Here is a 23725-nt window from a genome sequence, read left to right as displayed (position 1 = left end):
TTATTTGCCCTTGAACTGCGCCGGGCGCTTCTCGAGGAACGCTCCGACGCCTTCCTTGAAGTCGTCGGTCGAGCCGGCGACGCGCTGACATTCGAATTCTAGGTTGAGCTGTTCCTCGAACGAGTTCTCCGGCGAGTCCCAATACAGCTTGCGGATCAGCGACAGCGCGATGGTCGGACCGTTGGCGAGGTCGTGGGCGAGCTTCATGGTTTCGCCCCACAGCTCGGCATCCTCGTGCACGCGATTGACGAGGCCCCATTCCAGCGCCTTGTCGGCCGGCAGCTTCTCGCCGAGCAGCGACAATTCGACCGAGCGCGCCTTGCCGACCAGGCGCGGCAGCAGCCAGGTCGAGCCGCAATCCGGCACCAGGCCGATGCGGCGGAACGCCTGCAGGAAGTACGACGACTTGGCGCACAGGATCATGTCGCCCATCAGCGCGAAGCTCATGCCGGCGCCTGCAGCCGGACCGTTGACCGAGGTGACGATCGGGCAATGCAGCCGGCGCAGCCGGCGCAGGAACGGATGGAACGCGGTCTCCAGCGCCGCGCCGGCCCCCTTGCCGCCGCCTTGGCTCATGTTGTTGCCGGAGTTGCGGCCCTGCAGATTGGCACCGGTGCAGAACGCGCGACCGGCACCGGTGATCACCAGGCAGCGCACTTCGGCACGCTTCTCCTCGATCGCGTCCAGCGCTTCGCCGAGGCCGCCCAGCATGTCGATCGACACAGCGTTCATCACTTCCTGATGATCGAGTTTCAGGATCGCGACGGCGCCGTCGAAATCGAGCGTGACGTGTTTGAACTGCATAGTTTCCTCGCGCTATCGGTTCGCGGTTATTCCGCGCTGTGGAAGGGTTTTGCGACGTGAAAGCATATTTGATTTTTGCGACGCGCTTGTCCATGGTCCTGCATCGATCACAGCGTCCGCACCGGCCTGCACGGTGTAGCGCGCGACAAACAAAAATGGAAACGCTGGATGAGCATTTTCGATCTGAGCGGCCGCGTCGCGGTCGTCACCGGGGGCAATGGTGGTATCGGCCTCGGCATGGCGCAGGCGCTGGCCGCCGCCGGCTGCAACGTCTCGATCTGGGGCCGCAACGCGGTCAAGAACCACGCCGCGCTCGCCACGATGGCGAAAGCGCCGGGCAAGGTCGACGCACAGATCTGCGACGTCACCGATCCCGCTTCGGTCAAGGCGGCGATGGATGCGACGCTGAAGGCGTTCGGCCGCGTCGACGGCTGCTTCGCCAATGCGGGCATCGGCGGCGGCGGCCGGCAGGCGTTCATCGACCGCACCGAAGAGCAGTGGCGCTCGATGTTCGCGACCAATCTCGACGGCGTGTTCCACGCCTTCCAGGCTGCGGCGCGGCACATGACCGAGCGCGCCGCCGACGGCGATCCGTTCGGCCGGCTGGTCGCGACCTCGAGCCTCGCCTCGATCTTCGGCACCGCGCGGAACGAGCACTACGCGGCCACCAAGGCGGCGATCAACGCGCTGGTGCGCGCGCTCGCGGTCGAACTCGCCCGCTACGACATCACAGCCAACGCGATCCTGCCTGGCTGGATCAAGAGCGACATGACCGCCGGCATCATGGGCAACGACAAGTTCGTCGCCAACGTGATGCCGCGTATTCCAGTGCGACGTTTCGGCGAGCCGGAGGATTTCGGCGGCATCGCCGTGTATCTGATGAGCAAGGCGTCGTCGTATCACACCGCCGATACGTTCGTGATCGACGGCGGCTACACCGCGTTCTGACGACACCCGCCTCCACCTTCCGATCAACAAGAAGCAAGAAATGCCGACCACGCTCCCGCCCGAACGCATTCCCGTCATCGCCGGTGTCGGCGAAATCGCCGATCACCCCAAGGACATCGCGCAAGGGCTGGAGCCGCTGACGCTGCTCGAAGCCGCCGTGCAACGCGCCGGCGACGACAGCGCGGCGGGCCTGCTGCCGCAGATCGACTCGCTCGACGTCGTCAACTTCCTGAGCTGGCGCTATCACGCACCGGCCGAGCAACTGGCGACACGGCTCGGCGTCGCGCCGCGTCACTGCTTTTACGGGCCGGTCGGCGGCGAGAGCCCGATCCGGTTCATCCACGAGGCGGCGCTAAGGATCGCCCGCGGCGACGCGCATGTCGCCGTGGTCTGCGGCGCCGAGTCACAATCGACCGCGACCAAGGCGGCGCGCGCCAAGATCGAGCTGCCATGGACGCCGTTTGCGCACGATGCGCCGGAACCGAAGCGCGGCGCGGCGTTCCAGCAGCCGATCGCCTCGACGCTCGGAGTCGCGCGGCCGATCACGGTGTATCCCTTGTATGAGGTCGCCACCGCTGCACATTGGGGCCAGACACCGCGGCAGGCGCTCGACGAATCCGGCGTGTTGTGGTCGCGCTACGCGGCCGCAGCGGCGCGCAATCCGAACGCCTGGATCAAGCGCGCCTTCGCGCCGAACGAGATCACCACGCCTTCGTCCGACAATCGGCTGATCGCCTGGCCCTACACCAAGCTGATGGTCGCCAATCCGAGCGTCAATCTCGGCGCCGCGGTGCTGCTGACCTCACTGGCCAAGGCGCGCGAAGCCGGCATTCCCGAGGACAAGCTGATCTACATCCACGGCGGCGCCTCTGCCGAAGAGCCGCGCGACTATCTCGCCCGCGATCAGTTCGTGCAGAGCCACGCCCAGAACGCGGTGCTGGAGACCATCAAGGCGATGGTCGGCGGCGACGGCCACCGCTTCGACGCGATCGAGCTGTATTCGTGTTTCCCGGTGGTGCCGAAGATGGCGCGGCGCACGCTCGGCCTCGGCGAAGACGTCGAGCCGACGGTGACCGGCGGCCTCACCTTCTTCGGCGCGCCGCTCAACACCTACATGACCCACGCCGCCTGCGCGATGGTGCGGCGCCTGCGCGGCGGCGCCAAGCTCGGCCTGCTTTACGGCCAGGGCGGCTTCGTCACCAAGCATCACGGACTAGTCGTCTCGCGCACGCCGCCGCAGCAGGCGCTGAGCGAGGACGTCAGCGTCCAGGCCAAGGCCGACGCGGCCAATGGCGCCGTGCCGCGCTTCGTCACCGAGGCCGGCGGTGACGGCAGGGTCGAGACCTTCACGGTGATCTATGACGGCCGCGGCGAGGTCCAGCATGGCGTGGTGATGCTGCGGACCGCTGACGGCGCCCGCGCGCTGGCGCGTGTGCCGTCGCAGGATCAGGCGACGCTCGCGTTCCTGACCGGTATGGACCGCAGCCCGGTCGGCACCCGCGGACCGATCACGACCGCGGCCGACGGCGTGCTGGAGTGGCGCCCCGCCTGATCGCGCTATGGCCGCGCGTAGGGGCGAAACCAACCGAGGCCGTCGACCGTCGCGGCGCGCGGCCGATATTCGGCACCGACGAAACCAGCGTAGCCGAGCCGGTCGAGTTCGGCGAACAGGAACGGATAGTTCAGCTCCTCGCCGTCCGGCTCGTGCCGCGACGGCACGCTGGCGACCTGAACATGGCCGATCACCGGCAGCATCTCGCGCAGCCGCGTGGTGACGTCGCCATGCAGGATCTGTCCGTGATAGACGTCGAACTGCAGCTTCAGATTGGCAATGGCCAGCTCGCGGACGAGGTCGTGCGCGAAGTCGACGTCGTCGAGGAAATAGCCGGGCGCGTCGCGGCGGTTGAGCGGTTCGATCAGCACGTCGATGCCGTGCGGCGCGAAGAAATGCGCGGCGACTGCCAGCGATCGCCGAAACGCCAGCGCCGCAGCGCCGTCGCGGCGGTCGGCATTGCCGGCGAGCAGATGCAGCCGCTTCACGCCGGTAGCGAGCGCATACGGCAGCGCGGTGTGCAGGCTGCTCTGCAATTCGTCGAACTTGTCCGGCCGCGCCGCAAATCCCTTCTCGCCGGCGGCCCAGTCGCCCGGCGGTAGATTGAACAACGCCAGCGTCAGGCGATTGCGCTGCAGCTGCTCGGCGATGGCGGCGGGCTCTAACTCGTAGGGAAACTGAAACTCCACCGCATCGAAACCCGCCGCCCGCGCCGCATCGAAGCGGTCGAGAAAGGCGTGCTCGGTGAACATCAGGCTGAGATTGGCTGAGAAGCGCGGCATCGGATGATTATCCCCGGGAGACACCTGACTTTAGCGCATTCGAACTTTGTGCATCGCTGCCGTCATCGGAGCATCGCATCATAGTCGGCGTGGCTGCCAATCCAGAACCACAACAGCCCCTCGTCCACCGGCACAGCGAGCGCCCGGTAACCGAGGCCACCCCCTACCGAACACAGATTGCCGACTTTCTTGAAATGCAACGATGGATGACTGACATCGGCCTTCAACAGAGCGAAGTTCTTGTCGGCGAGAGCGCGGATCGGCTGAGGCAACGCCCGATAGGCTGTCCAAAATCGGGAGCTGGCAAAATGCCTCACAGCTCTCGTGAGCCGCCGCGCCGATGTTCGGCAATGGCGTCTGCCGCCAAGTCGTCCGACCGTGCTCCAGCCGCGTCTCGCGCGATCCGCTCGTCGAAACGCGCAGCATCAAAAGCCACGCACCATGCGCGAAACCGCGCGAGTTGGTCGGCCGGAAGTTGCTCGACTGCCTTCTCGATGTCCTCGACGCTTATGGACATAGTGTACCACGGCACAAGAGCCGTGAGAACCAGCTCTTACAACCCCAGATACGCCTTGCGAACGTCCGGGTTGTCCATCAGCTCGGCGGCCCTGCCCTGCATCTGGACGCGGCCGGTCTGCAGGATGTAGGCGCGATCGGCGATTTCGAGGCATTCGGCCATGCGCTGCTCGACGATCAGCACGGTCATGCCGGCATCGCGGATCTTCTTCACCGACTGGAAGATCTCACTGACCAGCTTCGGCATGATGCCCTGCGATGGCTCGTCGAGCATCAAGAGCCGCGGCCGGGTCATCAGCGCGCGGCCGATCGCCAGCATCTGCTGCTCGCCGCCGGAGAGTGTCTCGGCGCGCTGCTCCAGCCGCTCCTGCAACCGCGGAAACAGGCTGAACACGAACTCCAGCGGCTGTTCGCGATCGGCCTTGCCGCGATACAGATAGCTGCCGAGCCTGAGATTGTCGTGCACCGACAGCCGCGGAAACAGCCGGCGATTCTCCGGCACATAGGCGACACCGCGCGCGGTGATCAGATGCTGCGCCACGCCGTCGAGGCGCTCGCCGTCGAACAGCACCTGGCCGGAGCGGATCCGCTCGGCGCCGGCGATCGATTTCAGCAGCGTCGACTTGCCCGCACCGTTGGCGCCCGCGACGCAGACGATCTCGCCCTTCTCGACCTCGATCGAGACGTTCGATATCGCGACCAGCCCCTTATAGGCGGTGGTGACCTCACGCACCGACAGCATGACGATCCCCAAGATAAGCAGTGATGACTTTCGGGTCGCGCACCACGTCGGCCGGCTTGCCTTCGGTGAGCACCTTGCCGAGGTCGAGAACGATGGCACGGTCGACCAGCGGCATGACGATTTCCATGACGTGTTCGACCATCAGCACCGTGACGCCGGCATCGCGGACGCGGCGCACCAGTTCGACGCCCTTCTCCGCTTCGGTGGGCGTCAGGCCGGTGAGCACCTCGTCGAGCAGCAGCAGCTTCGGCTCGGTGGCGAGCGCGCGAGCGACCTCGAGCCGGCGCTTTTCCGAGGGAATGAGCTGGCTGGCGAGCACGTCGGCGCGTGCATCCAGGCCGCAGAACTTCAGCACCTCATGCGCCTTGCGCCGTGCCTCGCGCATCACCGTGGTGCGGATCAGCGCACCGACGATGACGTTGTCGATCACCGTCATCGACTCGAAGCTCTTCACCACCTGGAAGGTCCGCCCGATGCCGCGGGCACAGCGCGCGGTGGCCGGCAGCCTGGTGACGTCTTGGCCGTCAAAGATGATCGAGCCTTGGGTCGGCGGCAGCACGCCGGCGATCAAATTGAACAGCGTCGACTTGCCGGCACCGTTCGGGCCGATCAGGCCGACGATTTCGCCGCGCTGAACCGAGATCGACACGTCGGAATTGGCGACCAGGCCGCCGAAGCGCTGCCAGACGCCGCGTGTTTCGAGCAGAGGCGTCGTCATTGCGGCGCTCCCTTCGAGGCCGGCTTGCGCGAGAACAGGCCGAGCAGACCTTCTGGCCGCGCCAGCGAGATCAGCACGATCACGCTGCCGTACAGGATCAGATCGACACCCCGGCCCGAGCCGCCGACGAACGACCGCGTCAGTTCGGTGAGCGGGATCAGGATCGCGGCGCCGAGCACCGGCCCCCACAGCGTGCCGATGCCGCCGAGTACGGCCGGCAACGCCATCAGCAGCGAGAACTGGAAGGTCATCACGCTTTCAGGGTCGATGTAGGACACAAACATCGCATAGAAGCTGCCGCCGACCGCGGTGAGAAACGCCGACACCGCAGCGGCGCCCATCTTGGAGTTGAATACCACCACGCCGAGGCTTTCGGCGGCTTCGGGGTTGTCCTTCACCGCCCGCCACCAGTAGCCCCACTTCGAATCCTGCAGCCACCAGGTGATCAGCCAGGCGAGGCAGCAGAACACCAGGGCGAAATAGTAGTAAGGCAGCTTGCTGCGGGTGAATTGGAACTTGGCCCAGCTATCGCCGCGCACCGGAATGTCGATGCCGAGCGCCGCCCCGGCCCAGTCCCAATTGTGGAACAGCAGGAAGCCGATCTCGGCGATGACGATGGTGGCGATGACGAAGTAGTGCCCGCGCAGCCGGAACGTGGGATAGCCGAGCGCCAGCGCGATCACCGACGAGATGATGCCGCCGCCGAGCATACCGAACCACGGCAGCACGCCGAGCTTGGTGAACAACAGCGCGGTAGTGTAGGCGCCGAGCCCGAAATACAGCGCGTGGCCGAGCGAGATCTGGCCGCAATAGCCGCCGAGGATGTTCCACGCTTGCGACAGCGCCGCGTACATCAGGGTCAGCACCATGATGTTCTGGACGTAGACGTCCTTGACGAACAGCGGTGCGCAGGCCGCCAGGGTCGCGAGCAAGGCGGCGACGATCAGGTCGCGGCGGCGGCGATTGAGGTGAGCCTCGTCCATCAGATCGATCCGAACAGGCCACGCGGCCGAATGAAGACAACCAGCAGATAGACGGCGTAGATGCCGATCGATTTCAGCGACGGCGGCAGGATCATCGCGGTGGTCGCCTCGACCAGGCCGACGATGATGCCGCCGGCGAAGGCGCCGAACACGCTGCCGAAACCGCCGAGCGCCACGGTGACGTAGGCGATCAGCGCGAACGAGGCGCCGACATCGGGATAGATGTAGAAGAACACCGCCATCACCGCACCGGCCAGGCCGATCAGCGCCGAACCGAGCCCCCAGCCGAGTGCGAACACCTTGTTCTTGTCGATGCCGACCAGGGCCACCGCGCCGGCATCCTCGCGGGTCGCCTCCAGGGCGCGGCCGAAATCGGTCTTCTTCATAAAGAAGTACAGCGCGCCGAACGCAGCGATCGACACCAGCGCACCGACCAGTTGCGGCACCGGCAGGAACACCCCGCCGATCTCGATCGTCTTGCCGCCAAGCCAGGATACGTTGATGCTGCGATAGTCCGGCGTGAAGAAATACTGTGCCAGACCGCGCATCAGGATCGCGAGCCCGAACGTGGTGAAGATCTGCACCATGCCGATATTGGCCTTGGCCCGCATCGCAAATCGAACGACCAATAAGTAGATCACCGCGCCGAACAGGAACATCGCCGCGCCGACCAGGGGAGCGGCGAGGATCGGGTCGATCGCGAAGAACACGAACAGAAAGAAGGTGATGTACATCGCCAACATCAGGAATTCGCCATGGGCGAAGTTGGTGACGTCCATCAGGCCGAAGATCAGAGCCAGGCCGACCGCGACCAGGCCGTACAGAAGCCCCATCAGCAGACCGCTGGCGAGAGACTGGATGATTGTCGCGGTGGTCAAAGGCAATGCCTCTCGGTTTGTCGTCCCCGCGCAGGCGGGGACCCATAACCACCGGCCCGCGCTTTGGCGCGCAGCCGGCGGGACATCGTCATTCAGCCGTGACTGCCGGGAGTATGGGTCCCCGCCTGCGCGGGGACGACACTGTGCCCGAGGTCATGGCGTTCAATCGAGCGCTTACGGCATCGGCCAGATCGCATCGGCGACCGCGGCCTGGGTCGGGAAGATCGTGACGAACTTGCCGCCGACATATTGCAGCAGCACCGGGTCGGCGAAGGTGTTCTGGCCGGTCTCGTCGAACTTCACCCGGCTCCACGGCATGATGGTCTGTTCGCCCGGCATGTCGGTGGCGGCCAGCGCCTCGCGGATCTTCTCGCCGTCGGTCGATTTGGCGCGGTTGATGGCGTCGGCCATGACGATCAGGCCCATGAACTGCCGCGACGAGTAATCGTTGAAATCCTTGCCGGACTTCTCCTTGTACATGTCGTTGATCTTGCCGACCATCGGCCGCTTCTGGGCGAGGTCGATCGAGAACGACCCGCGCGAGATCACGCCCGGGATCTTGTCGCCGACCGCATCGTACAGCGCCTTCTCGGAGAAGCCGGCATCCTGCGCGACGATGTTCTTGGCCTTGTAGCCGAGCTCGCCCATGGTGCGGATCAGCAGAATGCCGTCGGTGGTGTAACTCGACGGCATCAAAACGTCGGCGTTGGCGGCCTTGAGCTGCTGCACTTCTGCGGTGAGCGAAGGCGAGTTGGCCCGATACTTGATATCGGCGGCGATCTTGTAGCCGCGCTCCTGGGCGAGCTTGAGCTGCGCGTTCGAGGAATCGGTGCCGAAAATGGTGTCCTCGTGGAACAGCGCCAGCGTCTCGATCTTCTGCCCCTTCTTCTTCAGCGCATCGAAGAAATCGAACATCGCCTGCGAAAACATCTCGTCGTGCGGCGCCGGGCGGAAGTAGTATTTCAGTCCGCGGCGGTGCAGGCTCGGCGATGAATTGTCGGCCGACAGGAACGGCACCTGATAGCGTTCACAGATCTGACTGACGGTCACGGCGACGGCGCTCTGATAGGTACCGATGATGGCGGAGACCTTTTCCTGCGTGATCAGTCGCTCGGCTTCGGCGCGACCCTTCTGCGGATCGGCCTGATGGTCGGCGAACACCAGGCGGATCTTGGCGCCGCCGAGGCCGGGCAGCCCCTCGCCGCGCGCCAGCGGCAGGTCGTAGTCGTATTTGTTGTTGATCAGCTCGGCGGCGGTCTGGAACGCCTTCTGTGCATCGACGCCGATCTGAGCGCTCGATCCCGACAACGGGTAGATCACACCGATGACGACTTCCTTGGTCTCGGCGCGTGCCGTCGCGAACGGCAGCAAAGCGGCGCTGGCCGCGCTGCCGAGAACGAGGTTACGACGATTGATCTTCATGACGTCTTCCTTTGCTACCAGCGTTGGGAGTGAAGCGGTCAGAGGTTCTATTCGGCGTTACAGCACGGCAAGGTGCTTGTTCTTCAGGTCGGTGACAAGCATCAAGCCGGGCGCATGGGTGATGGCGAACGGGACTTTAGCGGCGGCAATCACGGCCTGGGGAGTGACACCGCAGGCCCAAAACACTGGTAATTCGTCGGAGCCGATCGGCACCGGATCGCCATAGTCGGGCCTCGCGATGTCGGCGATCCCGATCGACTGCGGCAATCCGATATGCACCGGTGCACCGTGCACGGAGGGAAACCGCGAGGTGATCTGGACCGCGCGGATCGCGTCTTTCGGCTTCAGCGGCCGCATCGACACCACCATCGGGCCCGCGAACGGACCGGCCGCTGCGCAGGGGATGTTGGTGCGATACATCGGCACCCGCACCTTCTGCTCGATGTGGCGGATCGGAATATCGTCGGCAAGCAGCGCCTCCTCGAATGAGAACGAGCAGCCGATCACGAACGCGACCAGATCGTCGCGCCAGTGCGCGGTGATATCAGTCGGCTCCTCGACTAGCTCGCCGTCGCGCCACACCCGATAGCGCGGCAAGTCGGTGCGGATGTCGAGGTCGATGCCGAGCGAGGGAATCATCGGATCGCCGACATCGGACATGCCGATGATCGGGCACGGCTTGGGATTGAGCTGACAGAACCGGTGGAACGCGGCGGCGTATTTTTCCGGCAGGATCGCCAGATTTCCCTGGACGAAACCCGGCGCCACGCCAGCCGTGGTGTCGGCGAGCCCGGCGCGGCAGGCGAGCCGGGCCTGGTGGGAAGGAAGCGACCTGTCGAGGTCAGGGAACTGTTGCTTTGCCGCAAAAACAGTCATTCGCTCGTCCTGCCTAGTCTCTCGACAGCACTGGAGCCGAAGCCTAGTATAATGTCTAATCTTTGTTTCTGATCAGAAACAATAAACTTGTCTTATCGACCAAAGGAGTCGACCGATGGTGGACTTCAAAGCGCTCGAAACTTTCATCTGGGTGGTGACACTCGGCAGCTTCCGCGGCGCCGCCCAGAAGCTCAACACCACTCAGCCGGCGATCTCGCAGCGGATTGCGCAACTGGAGCGGGAGCTCGGGGTGCGGCTGCTGCAGCGCGACCATCGCGTCGCCTCGCCGACGCCGAGCGGCCGGCAGTTGATGCTGTATGCCGAAAAGCTGATCCGGCTGCGGACCGAGATGATGGCGGCGGTGAGCGATCAGTCGAGCATGCGCGGCGTGCTGCGGCTCGGCGTCGCCGAAACCATCGTTCACACCTGGCTGCCGCGGCTGATCGAGCAGGTGAACCGGGTCTATCCCAATCTATCGCTCGAGATCGAGGTCGATATCACGCCGAACCTGCGCGCGCGGCTGCTGGCACAGGAGATCGAACTGGCGTTCCTGCTCGGCCCGATGACGGCGTCGACGGTGCGCAGCCGGGTGCTGTGCGAATATCCGATCGGCTTCCTCGCCAGCCCGTCGCTCGGACTCGGCGACGGCCCGCTGACGGTGGCGGATCTGGCGAAGTTTCCGATCATCACCTTCCCGCGCAAGACGCAGCCCTACGAGATCGTGCGCTCGCTGTTCAACAAGCCGGAGCTGCCGCCGATCCGCCTGCATGCGTCGGCGTCGCTCGGCACCGTGATCCATATGGCGATCGAAGGCCTCGGCATCGCGGTGATCCCGACCGCGATCGTCGAGAACGAGCTCACGGAGGGCCGGCTGCATTTGCTGCAGACCGACCTGAAGATCTCGCCGCTGCGGTTTTCCGCGAGCTGGCTCGCCTCGCCCGACACCGTGGCGATCGAGCGCGTCGCCGAACTCGCCGCCGAGATCGCCCATACCGGCGGCTTCATGCCCGATCCCGCAATGCAGCTCCGCGATATTGCCCACGTGGTTGAACCGGCGATTGGTTGACGCCCGCGCGACCGCCTTGACAAACTCTCGCCCGACCTCGTGCCGTTCACGCTGTTTCTTTCCGGAGTGACTATGACCAAGACCGCCTCGAACCTGCAGATCGATTCCTCGCGGCTGTGGGACACCATCCTCACCACCGCGCAGTTCGGCGGCACGCCGAAGGGCGGCGTCAGGCGGTTGACGCTGTCGGCGGAAGATAAGCAGGTGCGCGACTGGTTCCGCCAGGCGTGCGAACAGGCTGGCCTCGAAGTCGGGATCGATACGCTCGGCAACATGTTCGCGCTGCGCAAGGGCCGCGACATGACCAAGCCGCCGATCGGGCTCGGCTCGCATCTCGATACCCAGCCGACCGGCGGCAAATTCGACGGCATCCTCGGCACGCTGGCCGCGCTCGAAGTGATCCGCACCCTCAACGACGCCGGCATCGAGACCGAGCTGCCGCTGTGCATCACCAATTGGACCAACGAGGAAGGCTCGCGGTTCGCGCCGGCGATGATGGGCTCGGCGGCGTTCGTCGGCGACTTCACGGTCGACGACGTGCTGTCGCGCAAGGATGCTGCCGGCATCAGCGTCGCCGAAGCGCTCGACGGCATCGGCTATCGCGGTGACAAGCCGGTCGGTGCCCAGCCGTTCAGCGGGTTCATCGAGCTGCATATCGAGCAGGGCCCGATCCTGGAGGCCGAAGGCAAGACCATCGGCGTGGTCGAGCACGGCCAGGGCGTGCTGTGGTACGACGGCAAGATCACCGGCTTCGAGAGCCACGCCGGATCGACCCCGATGCACCTGCGCCGCGACGCGCTGGCGACGCTGGCGGAGATCGTGCTGGCGGTCGAGAAGATCGCGACCGAGCTCGGTCCCAACGCCGTCGGCACCGTCGGCGAAGCGGTGATCGCCTCGCCGTCGCGCAACGTGATCCCCGGCGAGATCGCCTTCAACATCGACATGCGCAGCGCCGATGCCGCGATCCTCGAACAGCTCGATCAGCGGCTGCGCGCCGCAGTCGCCGAGATCGCGCCGCGCCGCAAGGTCGAAGTCACGCTCGATCTGGTCTGGCGCAAGGAGCCGACCCATTTCGATCAGAAGCTGGTCGGAGCGGTCGAAACCGCAGCCGGCGCGCTAGGCTATTCGAACCGCCGGATCACCTCCGGGGCCGGTCACGACGCATGCAACCTGAACGCCAGAATTCCGACGGCGATGATCTTCGTGCCGTGCAGGGACGGCATCAGCCACAACGAGCTGGAAGACGCCACCCAGCCCGACTGCGCCGCCGGCGCCAACGTGCTGCTGCACACCGTGCTGTCGCTCGCCGGCGTCGCCAAGTAATCGCCGGACGACGGCCACTCTAGTTCTGGGGGAGATCACGATGCACGCGGTGTTCGTCGACGCCAGCGATACGCTCGCCGAATTGATGGAGCGGCTGGCGGCGCTTGACGATCCGCCGGTGACGATTCACCGCGACCCGGACGTGACGCCGGAGCAGTTGCCAGAGGTGCTGGCCGGTGCCGCGATCGCGCTGATCGACCACACCTACCTGCCGACCGAGATTGCGCGGCAATGCGCCGGGCTGAAGCACGTCGTTTTTCTCGGCACCGGCGCGCGCAGCTACATGAACGTCGAAGAGCTCGCCGAGCTGGGTATCGAAGTTCACCTGATCCGCGGCTATGGCGACACCGCGGTGGCCGAAGCGACGATCGCCCTGATGTGGGCGGCGGCGCGCAATCTGGCGGTGATGGACCGCGAGATGCGGCAGGGCCAATGGCTGCGCGAAGACGGGATGCAGCTCACCGGCAAGACGCTCGGCCTGATCGGCTTCGGCGGCATCGGCGCCGAGGTCGCGCGGATCGCGCACGGCTCGGGTATGAAGGTGATCGCCTGGAACAGGAGTTCGAAGGACGTCGACGGCGTTCGCTTCGTCGATCTCGACGCCCTGCTGCGCGACAGCCACGTGATCTCGATGCATCTGTTGCTCAACGACGAGACCCGCGGGTTCCTGTCAAAGCAGCGGATCGCCGCGATGCGGCCGGGCGCGGTCCTGGTCAACACCGCCCGCGGCGCGCTAGTGGACGAGGCCGCGATGATCGACGCGTTGCGCTCCGGACATCTGCGCCATGCTGCGCTCGATGTGTTCGACATCGAACCGCTACCCGCCGGCCATCCGCTGACCACGCTGGCCAACGTGACGCTGTCGGCTCACTCGGCGTTCCGCACTCCGGAAGCGAGCGAGAACCTGATCACGGCCGCCCGTGCACATTGCCGGCGGATCGCGGCCAACGGCTGACCCGCTCGCAGGCGGCAATTAATTACCATCGCCACAGGGCATCCGCCGCAATCATCGGGTGCCCGCCAATCCCGCCTGATCCGAATCAACAGCGCGTGCCCCCCGCCTGTGCGATACTTCGCGAATCGCACGGAGACATTCCCATGAAGGATTGGTATGCGGTCTTCGCCCTGGCGCTGGTGATCATTATCGGCTCTGCCGCCGGCCTCGCCGGTACGATCGCCTTCCTGCTGGCGTTCTTCGTCACGTGGTACCTGCTGTCGGCGCGCGAGATCGGGTTCGCCCGTGCCCGCACCGCCTTCGCGTTCCGGATCGACCCGCCGATCTGGACGCGCGGTAACTGGGCGTGGCTGGAGCGGCTGTTCGACGACAGCGACAAGCTGTTGAAGGCCGCCGCTGCGGCGATGATCGTGATGGCCAGCACATTGATGATCGGGGTGCCGATCACCCTGTTCGTGGCTGTCCTGATCGCCGCCTATCTCGCTTTCAGCATCCACCGCGACGGGCCCACGCCGCCGCGCCGCGTGGTGCGAATCCACGATGCCGGTGCGGACGTCTCGGCGAGCGCGAACCGAAGCACTCCGATTCCGCCGCCAAACAACACGACTCAGAGTTCGGCCGTGCCGGCTCCGGCCGTGACGCGCGCTCAGCCCGCAGCGGAGCCGGCCCCTCTCCTGCTGCGGCCGTTCACCCGCATCGTCGCGCCGCGGCCGCGGGAGGTCACCAAGCCGCGGCCCTCCCAGAACCGCCGTCCCGTTTCGCGTGGCGCTCGTAAGGCGGCGAGCAAGCGTCAACAGCGTAAATCGGCACGCAATCCGGCTCACCCGCTGCCGAGCCGCAAGCCCGGCTTCGCGATCGCGCTGAAGCCGCGCCGTCCGCTGCGGCAGCCGCCGCAGCTCCGGCAACGGCGTCGCCTTCGGAAGCCGATGACGCTGGTGCGGGCAGGCGCAGCGGGTTCGTCGCCGCCCCGCTGACGCCATCTCCTGCGCACTCCGCCGCGGAGCGCTTACTCCACCATCTCGGCCACGCCCTTGCCGCAGGCCGAGGTGTCGGCCTGACCGCCGAGATCGCGGGTACGCAGCGTGCGCTCGGCCAGCGTCCGTTCGATCGCCTTGACGATCGAATCGGCCGCCTGCTTCTCGCCGAGGTGCTCCAGCATCATCGCGCCCGACCAGATCATCCCGATCGGATTGGCGATTCCCTGGCCGGCGATGTCCGGCGCCGAGCCGTGCACCGGCTCGAACACGCTCGGGAAATCGCCATCCGGATTGATGTTGCCCGATGGCGCGATGCCGATCGTGCCGGTGCAGGCCGGGCCGAGATCCGACAGGATGTCGCCGAACAGATTGGAGCCGACCACGACGTCGAACCAGTCGGGATGCAGCACGAAATGCGCGGTCAGGATGTCGATGTGGTACTTGTCCCACTTCACGTCCGGATAGCTCTTCGCCATCGCTTCGACGCGCTCGTCCCAATACGGCATGGTGATCGAGATGCCGTTCGATTTGGTCGCCGAGGTGAGGTGCCGCTTCGGCCGCGACTGGGCGAGATCGAACGCGAACTTCAGAATCCGATCGACGCCGGTGCGCGTCATCACCGTCTGCTGGGTGACGAATTCGCGCTCGGTGTCCGGGAACATCCGGCCGCCGACCGACGAATATTCACCCTCGGTGTTCTCGCGCACCACCCAGAAATCGATATCGCCCGGCTTGCGGCCGGCGAGCGGCGACGGCACACCGGGCATCAGCCGCACGGGGCGCAGGTTGACGTACTGATCGAACTCGCGGCGAAACTTGATCAGCGAACCCCACAGCGAAATGTGATCCGGGATCTTGGCCGGCCAACCGACCGCGCCGAAGAAAATCGCGTCATGCCCGCCGATTTTCTCCTTCCAATCGTCCGGCATCATCTGACCGTGCTTCTCGTAATAGTCGTAGCTGGCAAAGTCGAAATGGTCGAACACCAGCTCGACCCGATGCTTCTTGGCCGCCGCTTCGAGAACGCGAAGCCCTTCCGGCATCACCTCTTTGCCAATGCCGTCTCCCGGAATCACTGCAATTCGATATTCGTCGTTCTTCTGGTTCAATTCGTCTCTCCGGTGTCCCGCATACGTCGTCGCGGCCTCATCTGAACCAAAACAGCGCCGTTGTTCAACGCTGCGTCGCACATAGCGGAGCCGCACCGACGCTTGCCTGCGGAAAATCCCGCGCTACACTTTCAACGGCCGATCAACAGGCCGCCTGCCGACCATCGGACAACGGCAAAAAGAGGAAACGCCATGTCGCCAACCTCCTGGAGCGTTCGTTCGTGGCCGGTGCGTGCTGTGGTCGCGATTGCCGCGCTCGGCCTAGGTGCCCCGTCCGCACTCGCAGCGGGCCAGATCAAGATCGGCGTGATCGCCGAGGCACAGGCGATCGTCGGCGCTTCGATTCCGCAGGCCGCCCGGCTCGCCGCGGAGGAGATCAACGCCAACGGCGGAATCGACGGCCGCAAGATCGAGATCGTCGGCTACGACAACCACTCCTCTGCGGCCGACTCGGTGCGCGCCTTCCAGCGTGCGGTCAAAGACGACAAGGTCAAGGTGGTGATCGCCAGCTACAATTCGGAAGTGGTTCTGGCCTTGATGCCGTGGGCGTCTCGCTTGAAGACGCCGTTCGTCACCCCGGGCGCGTCGTCCAACGAGATCAGCAAGGCGGTACACAACGATTACGAAACCCACAAATACACTTTCCAAGGCTATCTCACCTCCGGCAAGCTCGCCCAGTCGGTATGCGATGCCGCCAAGGATCTGTTGGTCGACGCCCGAAAGATGAAGAGCGCGGTGATCATGAGCGAGGACGCCGCCTGGACCCAACCTCTCGACGTCGGTTACCAGGAGTGCCTGCCGAAAGTCGGCCTGCAGGTGCTGGATCACATTCGGTTCTCCCTCGACACCACCGATTTCGCCCCGATCTTCAGCAAGATCGAGGGATCGAAGCCTGACGTGATCATCACCGGGATTTCCCATGTCGGCGTGCAGCCGACGGTGCAGTGGAAAAACCAGCAGGTGCCGATTCCGATGTTCGGGATCGCGTCCCAGGCCACCAACGAGACGTTCGGCGGTGACACCGACAACGCGTCCGAAGGAGTGCTGTATCAAGGCGTGTCGGGCCCGGGCGTCGCCGTAACGCCGAAATCGGTACCGTTCGCCGAAAATTTCAAGAGGAAGTACGGCAACTATCCGTCCTTTGCCGGCTATACGGCCTACGACCAAGTCTATTACATCGCCGAAGCGGTCAAACGCGCGGGCTCCACCGATGCCGACAAGCTGATCGAAGCGCTGGAGGAAACCGATTACGAGGGCACGATCGGTCGCGTCCAGTTCTACGGCAAGGACGAGCCGTTCACCCATGGCCTCCGGTACGGCAAGGGCCTGCTCACCGGCCTGATGCTGCAGTGGCAGGGCGGCAAGCAGATCGCGGTGTGGCCGCCCGATGTGGCCAAGGCCGAGATCAAGTTCCCCGCCTTCATCAAGGCCGCGGCGAACTGAGCGCGTGCCGCGATTGCGAAACGCGACGCAGCGACCAACGCGCGGCGTTCACTTTCCGGCATCGTTCGGATAGACGCCCATGCCGCTTTGCCGCGGAGGCGAGCCAACGCTATCTCTAACCACGGTGTCCGGCCGAACCGGACCATGCCGAAGAGGCTCTCGATGGACCTGCATCTGCGCGGCAAGCGCGTCCTCATCACCGGCGCGTCGAAAGGCATCGGCGCCGCAGCAGCCGAAGCCTTCGCCGAGGAAGGCTGCCATCTGCGGCTCGCCGCCCGCAACAAGGATGCGCTGGAAGCCCTCGCCGCACGGCTGCGCGACCAGTACGGCGTCGGCGTCGCGGTGCATGCAACCGATCTCCGCGACAGAGCCGATCTGGCGCAGCTTGCCGCGCAGGCGGCCGACATCGACATTCTGATCAACAATGCCGGCGACATTCCGCGCGGCACGATCGACGCAATCGACGAAGCGGCCTGGCGCCACGCCTGGGATCTGAAAGTGTTCGGTTTCATCGATCTGACCCGGCTGGTGTATGCGCAGATGAAGACGCGCGGCGGCGGGGTCATCATCAACGACATCGGCGCGGCAGGCGAACGGCTCGACGCCGGATACATCTGCGGTTCCGCCGGCAACGCCGCGCTGATGGCCTTCACCCGCACGCTCGGCGGCCGCAGTCTGGCCGACAACATCCGCGTGGTCGGCATCAATCCCGGCCCGGTCGGCACCGACCGCTATCTCGGCCGCATGCGCGGCCGCGCCAAGGCCGAACTCGGCGACGAGAATCGCTACATCGAACTGCAGAAAAATCTCCCGCTCGGCCGCCCGGCCTCGCCGCGCGAGATCGCCGACATGATGGCCTATCTCGCATCCGACCGCTCCGGCTACACCACCGGCGCGATCTTCACGGTCGACGGCGGCCTCAGCGCCGGTTGGCCGGGCTGACATCCCGTTGCGCCGACACCGCGCCGGCCGCAACGCTGCCATGACGACGCCGTGCCGGTCCGCCACTTTCCGCCGGCCGGCACGGCAACACGCCGTCAACCGAACCGGCGCACAACCTCGCGGTTTGATTCAACGCAAGCGCCCCCCAAGGCAGCGCGGCGTATCAAACGACACCTGCAATCGGAGAATTCGCCATGGCCTCGTCGTCCATCCCTTCCGCCACCGAGCCGATGCCAGGCCTGCCGGCGCTGTCGAACGTCGGCCGGGACTTCGTCTGGGGCGTGTCGACGGCGAGCTTCCAGATCGAGGGCGCGGTCAACGAGGACGGCCGCGGCCAGAGCATCTGGGACGTGTACTGCCGCGCCGGTTATGTCGCCAACAACGACACCGGCGACGTGGCCTGCGATCACTATCATCGCTACCAGGAAGACGTCGCGCTGATGAAGACGCTCGGACTTCAGGCGTACCGTTTCTCGATCGCCTGGCCGCGGGTGTTTCCGCAAGGCACGGGCCCCGTCAACGAGCCCGGCCTCGCATTCTACGACCGATTGATCGACGCACTCGAGGCAGCGGGCATCGAGCCGTGGATCTGCCTTTATCACTGGGATCTGCCGCAGGCGCTGGAAGAGCGCGGCGGTTGGCTCAACCGCGACTGCGTCGAATGGTTCGCCGACTACGCCCGCGTGATCGGCAACCGCTACGGCAGCCGCGTGAAGCGCTTCGCCACCTTCAACGAACCCGGCATATTCAGCCTGTTCAGCCGCTCGTTCGGCGCGCGCGACCGCAGCGCCGACGACAAGCTGCATCGCTGGATTCATCACGTCAATCTCGCGCACGGCGCCGCCGTCGATGCGCTGCGCGAGACGGTGCCGGACGCACAGATCGGATTGGTCACCAACTATCAGCCGGTGTATCCGTCGAGCGACCGCCCCGAAGACGTCGCCGAAGCCAAGCTGATCGGCGACTACTGGAACCGCGCTTTCGCCGATCCGCAATATCGCGGCGAATATCCCGATCTGATCCGCGACGCCATCAAGCCGTACATCCTGCCCGGCGACATGGCACGCATCCACCGGCCGCTCGACTGGTTCGGGCTGAATCACTACAGCCCCGTCTATATCAACTCCGATCCGAAGGCGATCGTCGGGCTCGGCTGGGGTCCGAAGCCCGAGGGCATTGCGCGCTCACCGATCGACTGGACGATCGAACCCGATGCGTTCCGGGATACGTTGATCGAGGTCAGCCGCCGCTACGGCAAGCCGGTTTACGTGACCGAGAACGGCTACGGCAGCAACGTCGAGAAGCCGGACGACAACGGCGACGTGATCGATCCCGGCCGCATCGGCTTCCTGCGCGACTACATCACCGCGCTCGACCAGGCGATCGCCGCCGGTGCCGACGTGCGCGGCTACATGGTCTGGTCGCTGCTCGACAATTTCGAGTGGGAGCAAGGCTACAGGGTGCGCTTCGGCCTCGTCTATGTGGACTATCCGACGCTGCGCCGGATTCCGAAGGCGTCGTTCAAATGGTTCGCCGACGTGATCAGGCACGCCCGCGGCGTCACCGCCTGAAGCAACGAGTGGCGCTCAGGTCGGCGCCAATTCTCGGGACGAATCGGCCGGCTCCGCAGCATTGCGGTCCGGCATCTGGTCGATCGCCGCCAGCAGCGCGGCGACTCGGTTGGCGGACGAACGCCAATCCGCCAGCCGCTGATAATTGTCGACCAGCCAATTCACCGCACCCTGCACGGTGACGAACGCCGCGGCGCTCTGCGTCACCTCGCCGAGCGTCATCGCCCCGGACAGATACTTCGGAAAGCAGAGAAAATACGCCGCGACAGGCGCGAACAGGAAGTTGCTGTGCGACACCAGCGTCATGTCGACGAGCTGCCAGCACAGGTCGCGCCACGACCGCAGCACCGCCTGGAGCCGTAGCGCCAGCTTCATCATCCATGCCTGCTCGTCGGCTTCGCTGGCGGGACGTCCGCCGCGCATCACCTCGGCCGCGGCCCGGAATTCCGCCTCGTTCTGATTGCGCCGCTCGCTGATGCTGGTCATGCGCCGGCCGAACCACAGCATCAGCGCCGTCATGATGCTGGAATAGCCGATCACGCCGACCACCAGGTAACCGGGAATCTCGGCGTGGATACCGAGCACGTCCACATTGATGCTGCCGCCGACGCTCCACAGCACGCTGAAGAAGGTCAACGCCGTCAGCACCGAGGACAGGAACGCCAGGATCAGGTCGACCGGGGAGTCGGTGGCGATCCGGACGTCTTCGGCGAGGCGATATTCCGGATTCTCCGCGCCGTGATCTGTACCATCGATTGGGACATTGTGGTCCTTCCGCGACCAGCGCTCGAGGATTTCAAAGGTCATCGACTCGCGCCATTTGCGCTGACCGGTCATGCGCCCCCACACCGAGGTCGCAGCGACCACCACGCTGGTGGCGGCGAGCATCACGAACACGCCGGTCTGCGTCCACAGCGCGCCGGCATCACGGCGCTCGAGGGCATCGAAGAAATGTCGATTCCACAAATTGAGATAAAACTGAACCAGCAGTTGCGCCAGCACCACACCGATCAGCACCGCGATCAGGCCGGTGACCCGCGGCTTGCCGCTCAGCCAGAATCTGCGCGACAACAGCCAGAACCCGGACAGGTTGTGGCCGTTGGAGTCGTTATGTGAGAAGAGTCCCATGACGCGATATAAGGCCCGGACCGACTGGTTGTGAAGCGGTCCGGGGTACCCATTGCGTCTAGTCTTGGTATCCGGTCCAAAAGCGCAGACGGTGATGTACTGATACCGCCGGCGCGATCAACTCAGGGGAGTTACAGGGTGGCGGCAGATCAGGCGCTGGTAAAGGAAACCGCTTGTGCAGTGGTGGGCAAGCTCAAGTCCGGCGAGGTGACGCCGATCGAGGTGCTCGACGTGCTGGAAGCGCGGATCGCCGAAGTCGACGGCGCCGTCAACGCCCTGCCCACGCTGTGTTTCGACCGCGCCCGCGGCCACGCCGCCGAGTTGATGAAGAAGCCGCCGGCCGAGCGCGGCGTGCTGGCCGGGCTGCCGGTGCCGATCAAGGATCTCACCGCGGTCGCCGGCGTGCTCACCACCCAGGGCTCGCCGATCTTCAAGGACGTCGTCCCGGCCCGCTCCGACCTGATGGTCGAACATCTCGAAGCCAATGGCGGCGTGGTCTACGCCAAGTCGAACACGCCGGAGTTCGGCGCCGGCGCCAACACCTTCAACGAGGTGTTCGGAGCGACGCGCAACCCGTGGGACTTGTCGCGATCCGCGGCCGGCTCGTCCGGCGGCGCCGCGGCGGCGCTCGCGTCGGGCACCGCATGGCTGGCCCACGGCTCGGACATGGGAGGTTCGCTGCGCAATCCGGCGAGCTTCTGCGGCATCGTCGGCCTGCGGCCGAGCTTCGGCCGGGTCGCGCATACGCCGGTGGCGAAGATCGATCGTAATCTCGGGGTTCAGGGCCCGATGGCCCGCAACGTCGAGGACGTCGCGCTGCTGCTCGATGCGATGAGCGGCGAATACGCCGCCGACCCGCTGTCGATCCCCTCGCCCGCGACCTCGTTCCTCAGCGCGGCGCGGTCGCGGCGGAAGCCGCTGCGCGTCGCCTACTCGCCCGATCTCGGCATTACCCCGGTCGATCCGGAGGTCGCCGCGATCACCGCCAAGGCCGCCGAGCGCTTCGCCGAAGCCGGCGTGATCGTCGAACAGGCGCAGCCGGACCTGTCGGAGGCGCACGAGTGCTTCCAGGCGCTGCGCGCGTTCGATTTCGCGATCAGCAAGGCCGACCTGCTGCGCACCAAGCGCGACCTGCTCAAGCCGGAAGTGATCTGGAACATCGAGCAGGGCCTGAAGCTCAGCGTCGACGATCTCGCCAGGGCCGAAGCGCAGCGGGTGGCGATGACGGCGCGCACCCTCGCGTTCTTCCAGACCTACGACCTGTTGCTGTGCCCGGCGACGATCACCGCGGCGTTCCCAGTCGAGCAGCGCTACCTCGCCGAATGCAACGGCCACACTTTCGGCAACTACGTCGAATGGCTCGGCATCGCCTATGCGATCACGCTGGTGTGCTGCCCGGCGCTGTCGCTGCCGTGCGGCTTCACCTCCGCGGGGCTGCCGATCGGTCTGCAGATGGTGGCGAAGCCGCGCAACGAGGCCGGCCTGCTCGCCGGCGCCGCGGTGCTCGAGGACATTCTCGGCCTGAAGGGCACCACCCCGATCGACCCGCGTCCGGCGCCGGCGAGCCTGTAAAGACCGCCCGATCCCTGGGCATCGCCGCAGATCGGCCGCGAGCATCAGCTATTCGGCATTCGGAGCGACCGCGGGTCGTTGCGCGGGTCCGTCGGGCGCCGCGCAGCGAGTCCTGAACAATAACGTCCGAGCGAGGGGAGTCTGCCGATGCGCACCGAACGTTTCCAGTTTCCGGGCAGCGGCGGGCATCAGCTCGCGGCGGCGCTCGATCTGCCGGATGCGCAGCCGCTGGCCTATGCGCTGTTCGCGCATTGCTTCACCTGCAGCAAGGACAATCTCGCGGCGCGGCGGATTTCGGCGGCGCTGGCGGCACGCGGAATCGCGGTGCTGCGGTTCGACTTCACCGGGCTCGGCGCCAGCGAGGGCGAATTCGCCAACGCCACGTTCTCGTCCAACGTCGCCGATCTGGTGCTGGCTGCGGATCATCTGCGCGCCACGCATCGGGCGCCGTCGCTGCTGATCGGCCACAGCCTCGGCGGCGCGGCGGTGCTGGCGGCCGCAGCACAAATCCCTGAAGCGAAGGCGATCGCCACCATCGCGGCGCCGTCCGATCCGTCGCACGTCACCGGGTTGTTCGCCGATCGTGTCGCGGCGATCCGCAGCGAAGGCAGCGTCGAAATTTCGCTCGCCGGACGCCCCTTCACCATCAAGCGCGCGTTTCTCGACGACATCGCGGAGCACAATCTGATGGCCGAGATCGGCAAGCTGCACAGAGCGCTGCTGATCCTGCACGCGCCGACCGACGACACCGTCGGCATCGACAACGCCACCAAGATCTTTCTCGCAGCAAAGCACCCGAAGAGCTTCGTCTCGCTCGATCACGCCGACCATCTGTTGAGCGACCGGCGCGATGCGAACTACGCGGCCGGCGTGATCGCCGCCTGGGCGCAGCGCTACATCGATGCCGATCCGCCGGCCCCGACCGCGGGCGCGCCGGAAGTGCCGCGCCTCATCACCGTGCAGGAAACCGGCGACGGCAAGTTCCAGCAGCAGATCAGCGTCGGACCGCATCGACTGCTGGCCGATGAGCCGGCCAGCGTCGGCGGCCGCGACAGCGGGCCGGGGCCCTACGACCTGCTGCTCTCCGCGCTCGGCGCCTGCACCTCGATGACGATGCGGCTCTATGCCGAACGCAAGGCACTGCGGCTCGATCGTGTCACGGTAACGCTGAGCCACGCCAAGATCCACGCCGAGGATTGCGCCGAATGCGAAACCAAGGTCGGCCTGCTCGACCGCATCGAGCGGGTGATCGGCATGGAGGGAGACCTCTCTGCCGAGCAGCGCGCCAAGCTGATCGAGATCGCCGACAAATGTCCGGTGCACCGCACCCTCACCTCGGAAGTCAGCATCATGACGCGCAGCGCCGATTGACGCTGCCGGGCGCTTCCCCGACACTGCCGAAAACAAAATCAGGGAGG

At 65.7% G+C, this 23725-nt stretch carries 22 protein-coding genes; 11 read left to right on the top strand and 11 right to left on the bottom strand.

The genetic code is table 11. The annotated features are described in order from the left end of the window. Positions 1–804, bottom strand: a complete 804-nt coding sequence (locus FLL57_RS04665; RefSeq protein ID WP_013503450.1) for an enoyl-CoA hydratase/isomerase — start codon at positions 802–804, stop codon at positions 1–3. Positions 805–972: 168 nt separating this feature from the next. Between FLL57_RS04665 and FLL57_RS04660 the strand changes: the two genes are divergently transcribed. Together FLL57_RS04660 and FLL57_RS04655 are read left to right on the top strand one after the other, a co-directional pair. After that, positions 973–1752 carry an SDR family NAD(P)-dependent oxidoreductase gene (locus tag FLL57_RS04660; protein WP_013503451.1) on the top strand — a complete coding sequence of 260 codons (780 nt, stop codon included), beginning with the start codon at positions 973–975 and terminating at the stop codon, positions 1750–1752. A gap of 40 nt (positions 1753–1792) precedes the next feature. Further along, on the top strand, positions 1793–3304 hold the full coding sequence (locus tag FLL57_RS04655) for an acetyl-CoA acetyltransferase (protein ID WP_142882258.1): 1512 nt from the start codon (positions 1793–1795) through the stop codon (positions 3302–3304). A gap of 5 nt (positions 3305–3309) precedes the next feature. Here FLL57_RS04655 and otnI read toward each other — a convergent pair whose 3' ends face one another. The 8 genes from otnI to FLL57_RS04610 form a co-directional block, all read right to left on the bottom strand. Then, the gene (otnI, locus tag FLL57_RS04650; protein WP_013503453.1) at positions 3310–4086 is read right to left on the bottom strand and encodes a 2-oxo-tetronate isomerase; all 777 of its coding nucleotides are present in this window, start codon (positions 4084–4086) and stop codon (positions 3310–3312) included. A gap of 62 nt (positions 4087–4148) precedes the next feature. After that, a complete protein-coding gene (locus tag FLL57_RS04645) occupies positions 4149–4358 on the bottom strand; it encodes a hypothetical protein (protein ID WP_349627457.1) in 210 nt (69 codons plus the stop codon). Positions 4359–4639: 281 nt separating this feature from the next. Continuing rightward, positions 4640–5344, bottom strand: a complete 705-nt coding sequence (locus FLL57_RS04635; protein WP_047307749.1) for an ABC transporter ATP-binding protein — start codon at positions 5342–5344, stop codon at positions 4640–4642. Next, positions 5328–6062: an ABC transporter ATP-binding protein gene (locus tag FLL57_RS04630; RefSeq protein ID WP_142882257.1), complete on the bottom strand. Its 735-nt coding sequence runs from the start codon at positions 6060–6062 to the stop codon at positions 5328–5330. Before FLL57_RS04630 ends, FLL57_RS04635 begins: the two co-directional genes overlap by 17 nt. Next, entirely contained in the window at positions 6059–7045 is a 987-nt protein-coding gene (locus FLL57_RS04625; protein WP_013503458.1) for a branched-chain amino acid ABC transporter permease, read from the bottom strand. Before FLL57_RS04625 ends, FLL57_RS04630 begins: the two co-directional genes overlap by 4 nt. Next, positions 7045–7923, bottom strand: coding sequence for a branched-chain amino acid ABC transporter permease (locus tag FLL57_RS04620; protein ID WP_013503459.1), 879 nt, complete (start codon positions 7921–7923; stop codon positions 7045–7047). Before FLL57_RS04620 ends, FLL57_RS04625 begins: the two co-directional genes overlap by 1 nt. Before the next feature lie 174 nt (positions 7924–8097). Further along, a complete protein-coding gene (locus FLL57_RS04615; RefSeq protein ID WP_013503460.1) occupies positions 8098–9345 on the bottom strand; it encodes an ABC transporter substrate-binding protein in 1248 nt (415 codons plus the stop codon). A gap of 57 nt (positions 9346–9402) precedes the next feature. Then, positions 9403–10221: a putative hydro-lyase gene (locus tag FLL57_RS04610; RefSeq protein WP_013503461.1), complete on the bottom strand. Its 819-nt coding sequence runs from the start codon at positions 10219–10221 to the stop codon at positions 9403–9405. A gap of 115 nt (positions 10222–10336) precedes the next feature. On the opposite strand from FLL57_RS04610, the gene FLL57_RS04605 reads away from it, so the two are divergent. The 4 genes from FLL57_RS04605 (at position 10337) to FLL57_RS04590 (ending at position 14539) form a co-directional block, all read left to right on the top strand. Further along, positions 10337–11287 (top strand): LysR family transcriptional regulator, encoded by a 951-nt coding sequence (locus FLL57_RS04605; protein ID WP_013503462.1) that lies wholly within the window; start codon positions 10337–10339, stop codon positions 11285–11287. Between the two features lie 72 nt (positions 11288–11359). Further along, a complete protein-coding gene (locus FLL57_RS04600; RefSeq protein WP_013503463.1) occupies positions 11360–12610 on the top strand; it encodes a Zn-dependent hydrolase in 1251 nt (416 codons plus the stop codon). 40 nt (positions 12611–12650) lie between these two features. Then, positions 12651–13565, top strand: coding sequence for an NAD(P)-dependent oxidoreductase (locus tag FLL57_RS04595; RefSeq protein WP_013503464.1), 915 nt, complete (start codon positions 12651–12653; stop codon positions 13563–13565). Next, positions 13538–14539: a hypothetical protein gene (locus FLL57_RS04590; RefSeq protein ID WP_235677210.1), complete on the top strand. Its 1002-nt coding sequence runs from the start codon at positions 13538–13540 to the stop codon at positions 14537–14539. The genes FLL57_RS04595 and FLL57_RS04590 overlap by 28 nt, the downstream gene beginning before the upstream one ends. Before the next feature lie 32 nt (positions 14540–14571). Here FLL57_RS04590 and FLL57_RS04585 read toward each other — a convergent pair whose 3' ends face one another. After that, on the bottom strand, positions 14572–15651 hold the full coding sequence (locus FLL57_RS04585; protein WP_013503466.1) for a tartrate dehydrogenase: 1080 nt from the start codon (positions 15649–15651) through the stop codon (positions 14572–14574). 192 nt (positions 15652–15843) lie between these two features. Here FLL57_RS04585 and FLL57_RS04580 point away from each other — a divergent pair, with 192 nt between their 5' ends. The 3 genes from FLL57_RS04580 to FLL57_RS04570 all read left to right on the top strand — a co-directional run bounded on the left by FLL57_RS04580 (position 15844) and on the right by FLL57_RS04570 (position 19607). Further along, positions 15844–17094 (top strand): ABC transporter substrate-binding protein, encoded by a 1251-nt coding sequence (locus tag FLL57_RS04580; RefSeq protein ID WP_013503467.1) that lies wholly within the window; start codon positions 15844–15846, stop codon positions 17092–17094. Positions 17095–17256: 162 nt separating this feature from the next. Further along, positions 17257–18036 (top strand): SDR family oxidoreductase, encoded by a 780-nt coding sequence (locus tag FLL57_RS04575; protein WP_013503468.1) that lies wholly within the window; start codon positions 17257–17259, stop codon positions 18034–18036. 194 nt (positions 18037–18230) lie between these two features. After that, positions 18231–19607, top strand: a complete 1377-nt coding sequence (locus tag FLL57_RS04570; protein ID WP_013503469.1) for a GH1 family beta-glucosidase — start codon at positions 18231–18233, stop codon at positions 19605–19607. 15 nt (positions 19608–19622) lie between these two features. Here the strand turns inward: FLL57_RS04570 and FLL57_RS04565 are convergent, their stop codons facing one another. Further along, positions 19623–20735: an SbmA/BacA-like family transporter gene (locus FLL57_RS04565; RefSeq protein WP_013503470.1), complete on the bottom strand. Its 1113-nt coding sequence runs from the start codon at positions 20733–20735 to the stop codon at positions 19623–19625. Positions 20736–20873: 138 nt separating this feature from the next. On the opposite strand from FLL57_RS04565, the gene FLL57_RS04560 reads away from it, so the two are divergent. Both FLL57_RS04560 and FLL57_RS04555 read left to right on the top strand, forming a co-directional pair. Then, complete coding sequence (locus FLL57_RS04560; RefSeq protein WP_013503471.1) at positions 20874–22307, top strand: amidase; 1434 nt, start codon at positions 20874–20876, stop codon at positions 22305–22307. A gap of 147 nt (positions 22308–22454) precedes the next feature. Continuing rightward, a complete protein-coding gene (locus FLL57_RS04555) occupies positions 22455–23678 on the top strand; it encodes a bifunctional alpha/beta hydrolase/OsmC family protein (protein WP_142882256.1) in 1224 nt (407 codons plus the stop codon). Positions 23679–23725 lie beyond the last annotated feature (47 nt).

Source organism: Rhodopseudomonas palustris (assembly GCF_007005445.1).
Classification (GTDB): Bacteria; Pseudomonadota; Alphaproteobacteria; order Rhizobiales; family Xanthobacteraceae; genus Rhodopseudomonas; species Rhodopseudomonas palustris_G.
The sequence above is the reverse complement of the archived record's forward strand: the minus strand, read 5'-3'. Positions and strand labels throughout refer to the sequence as shown.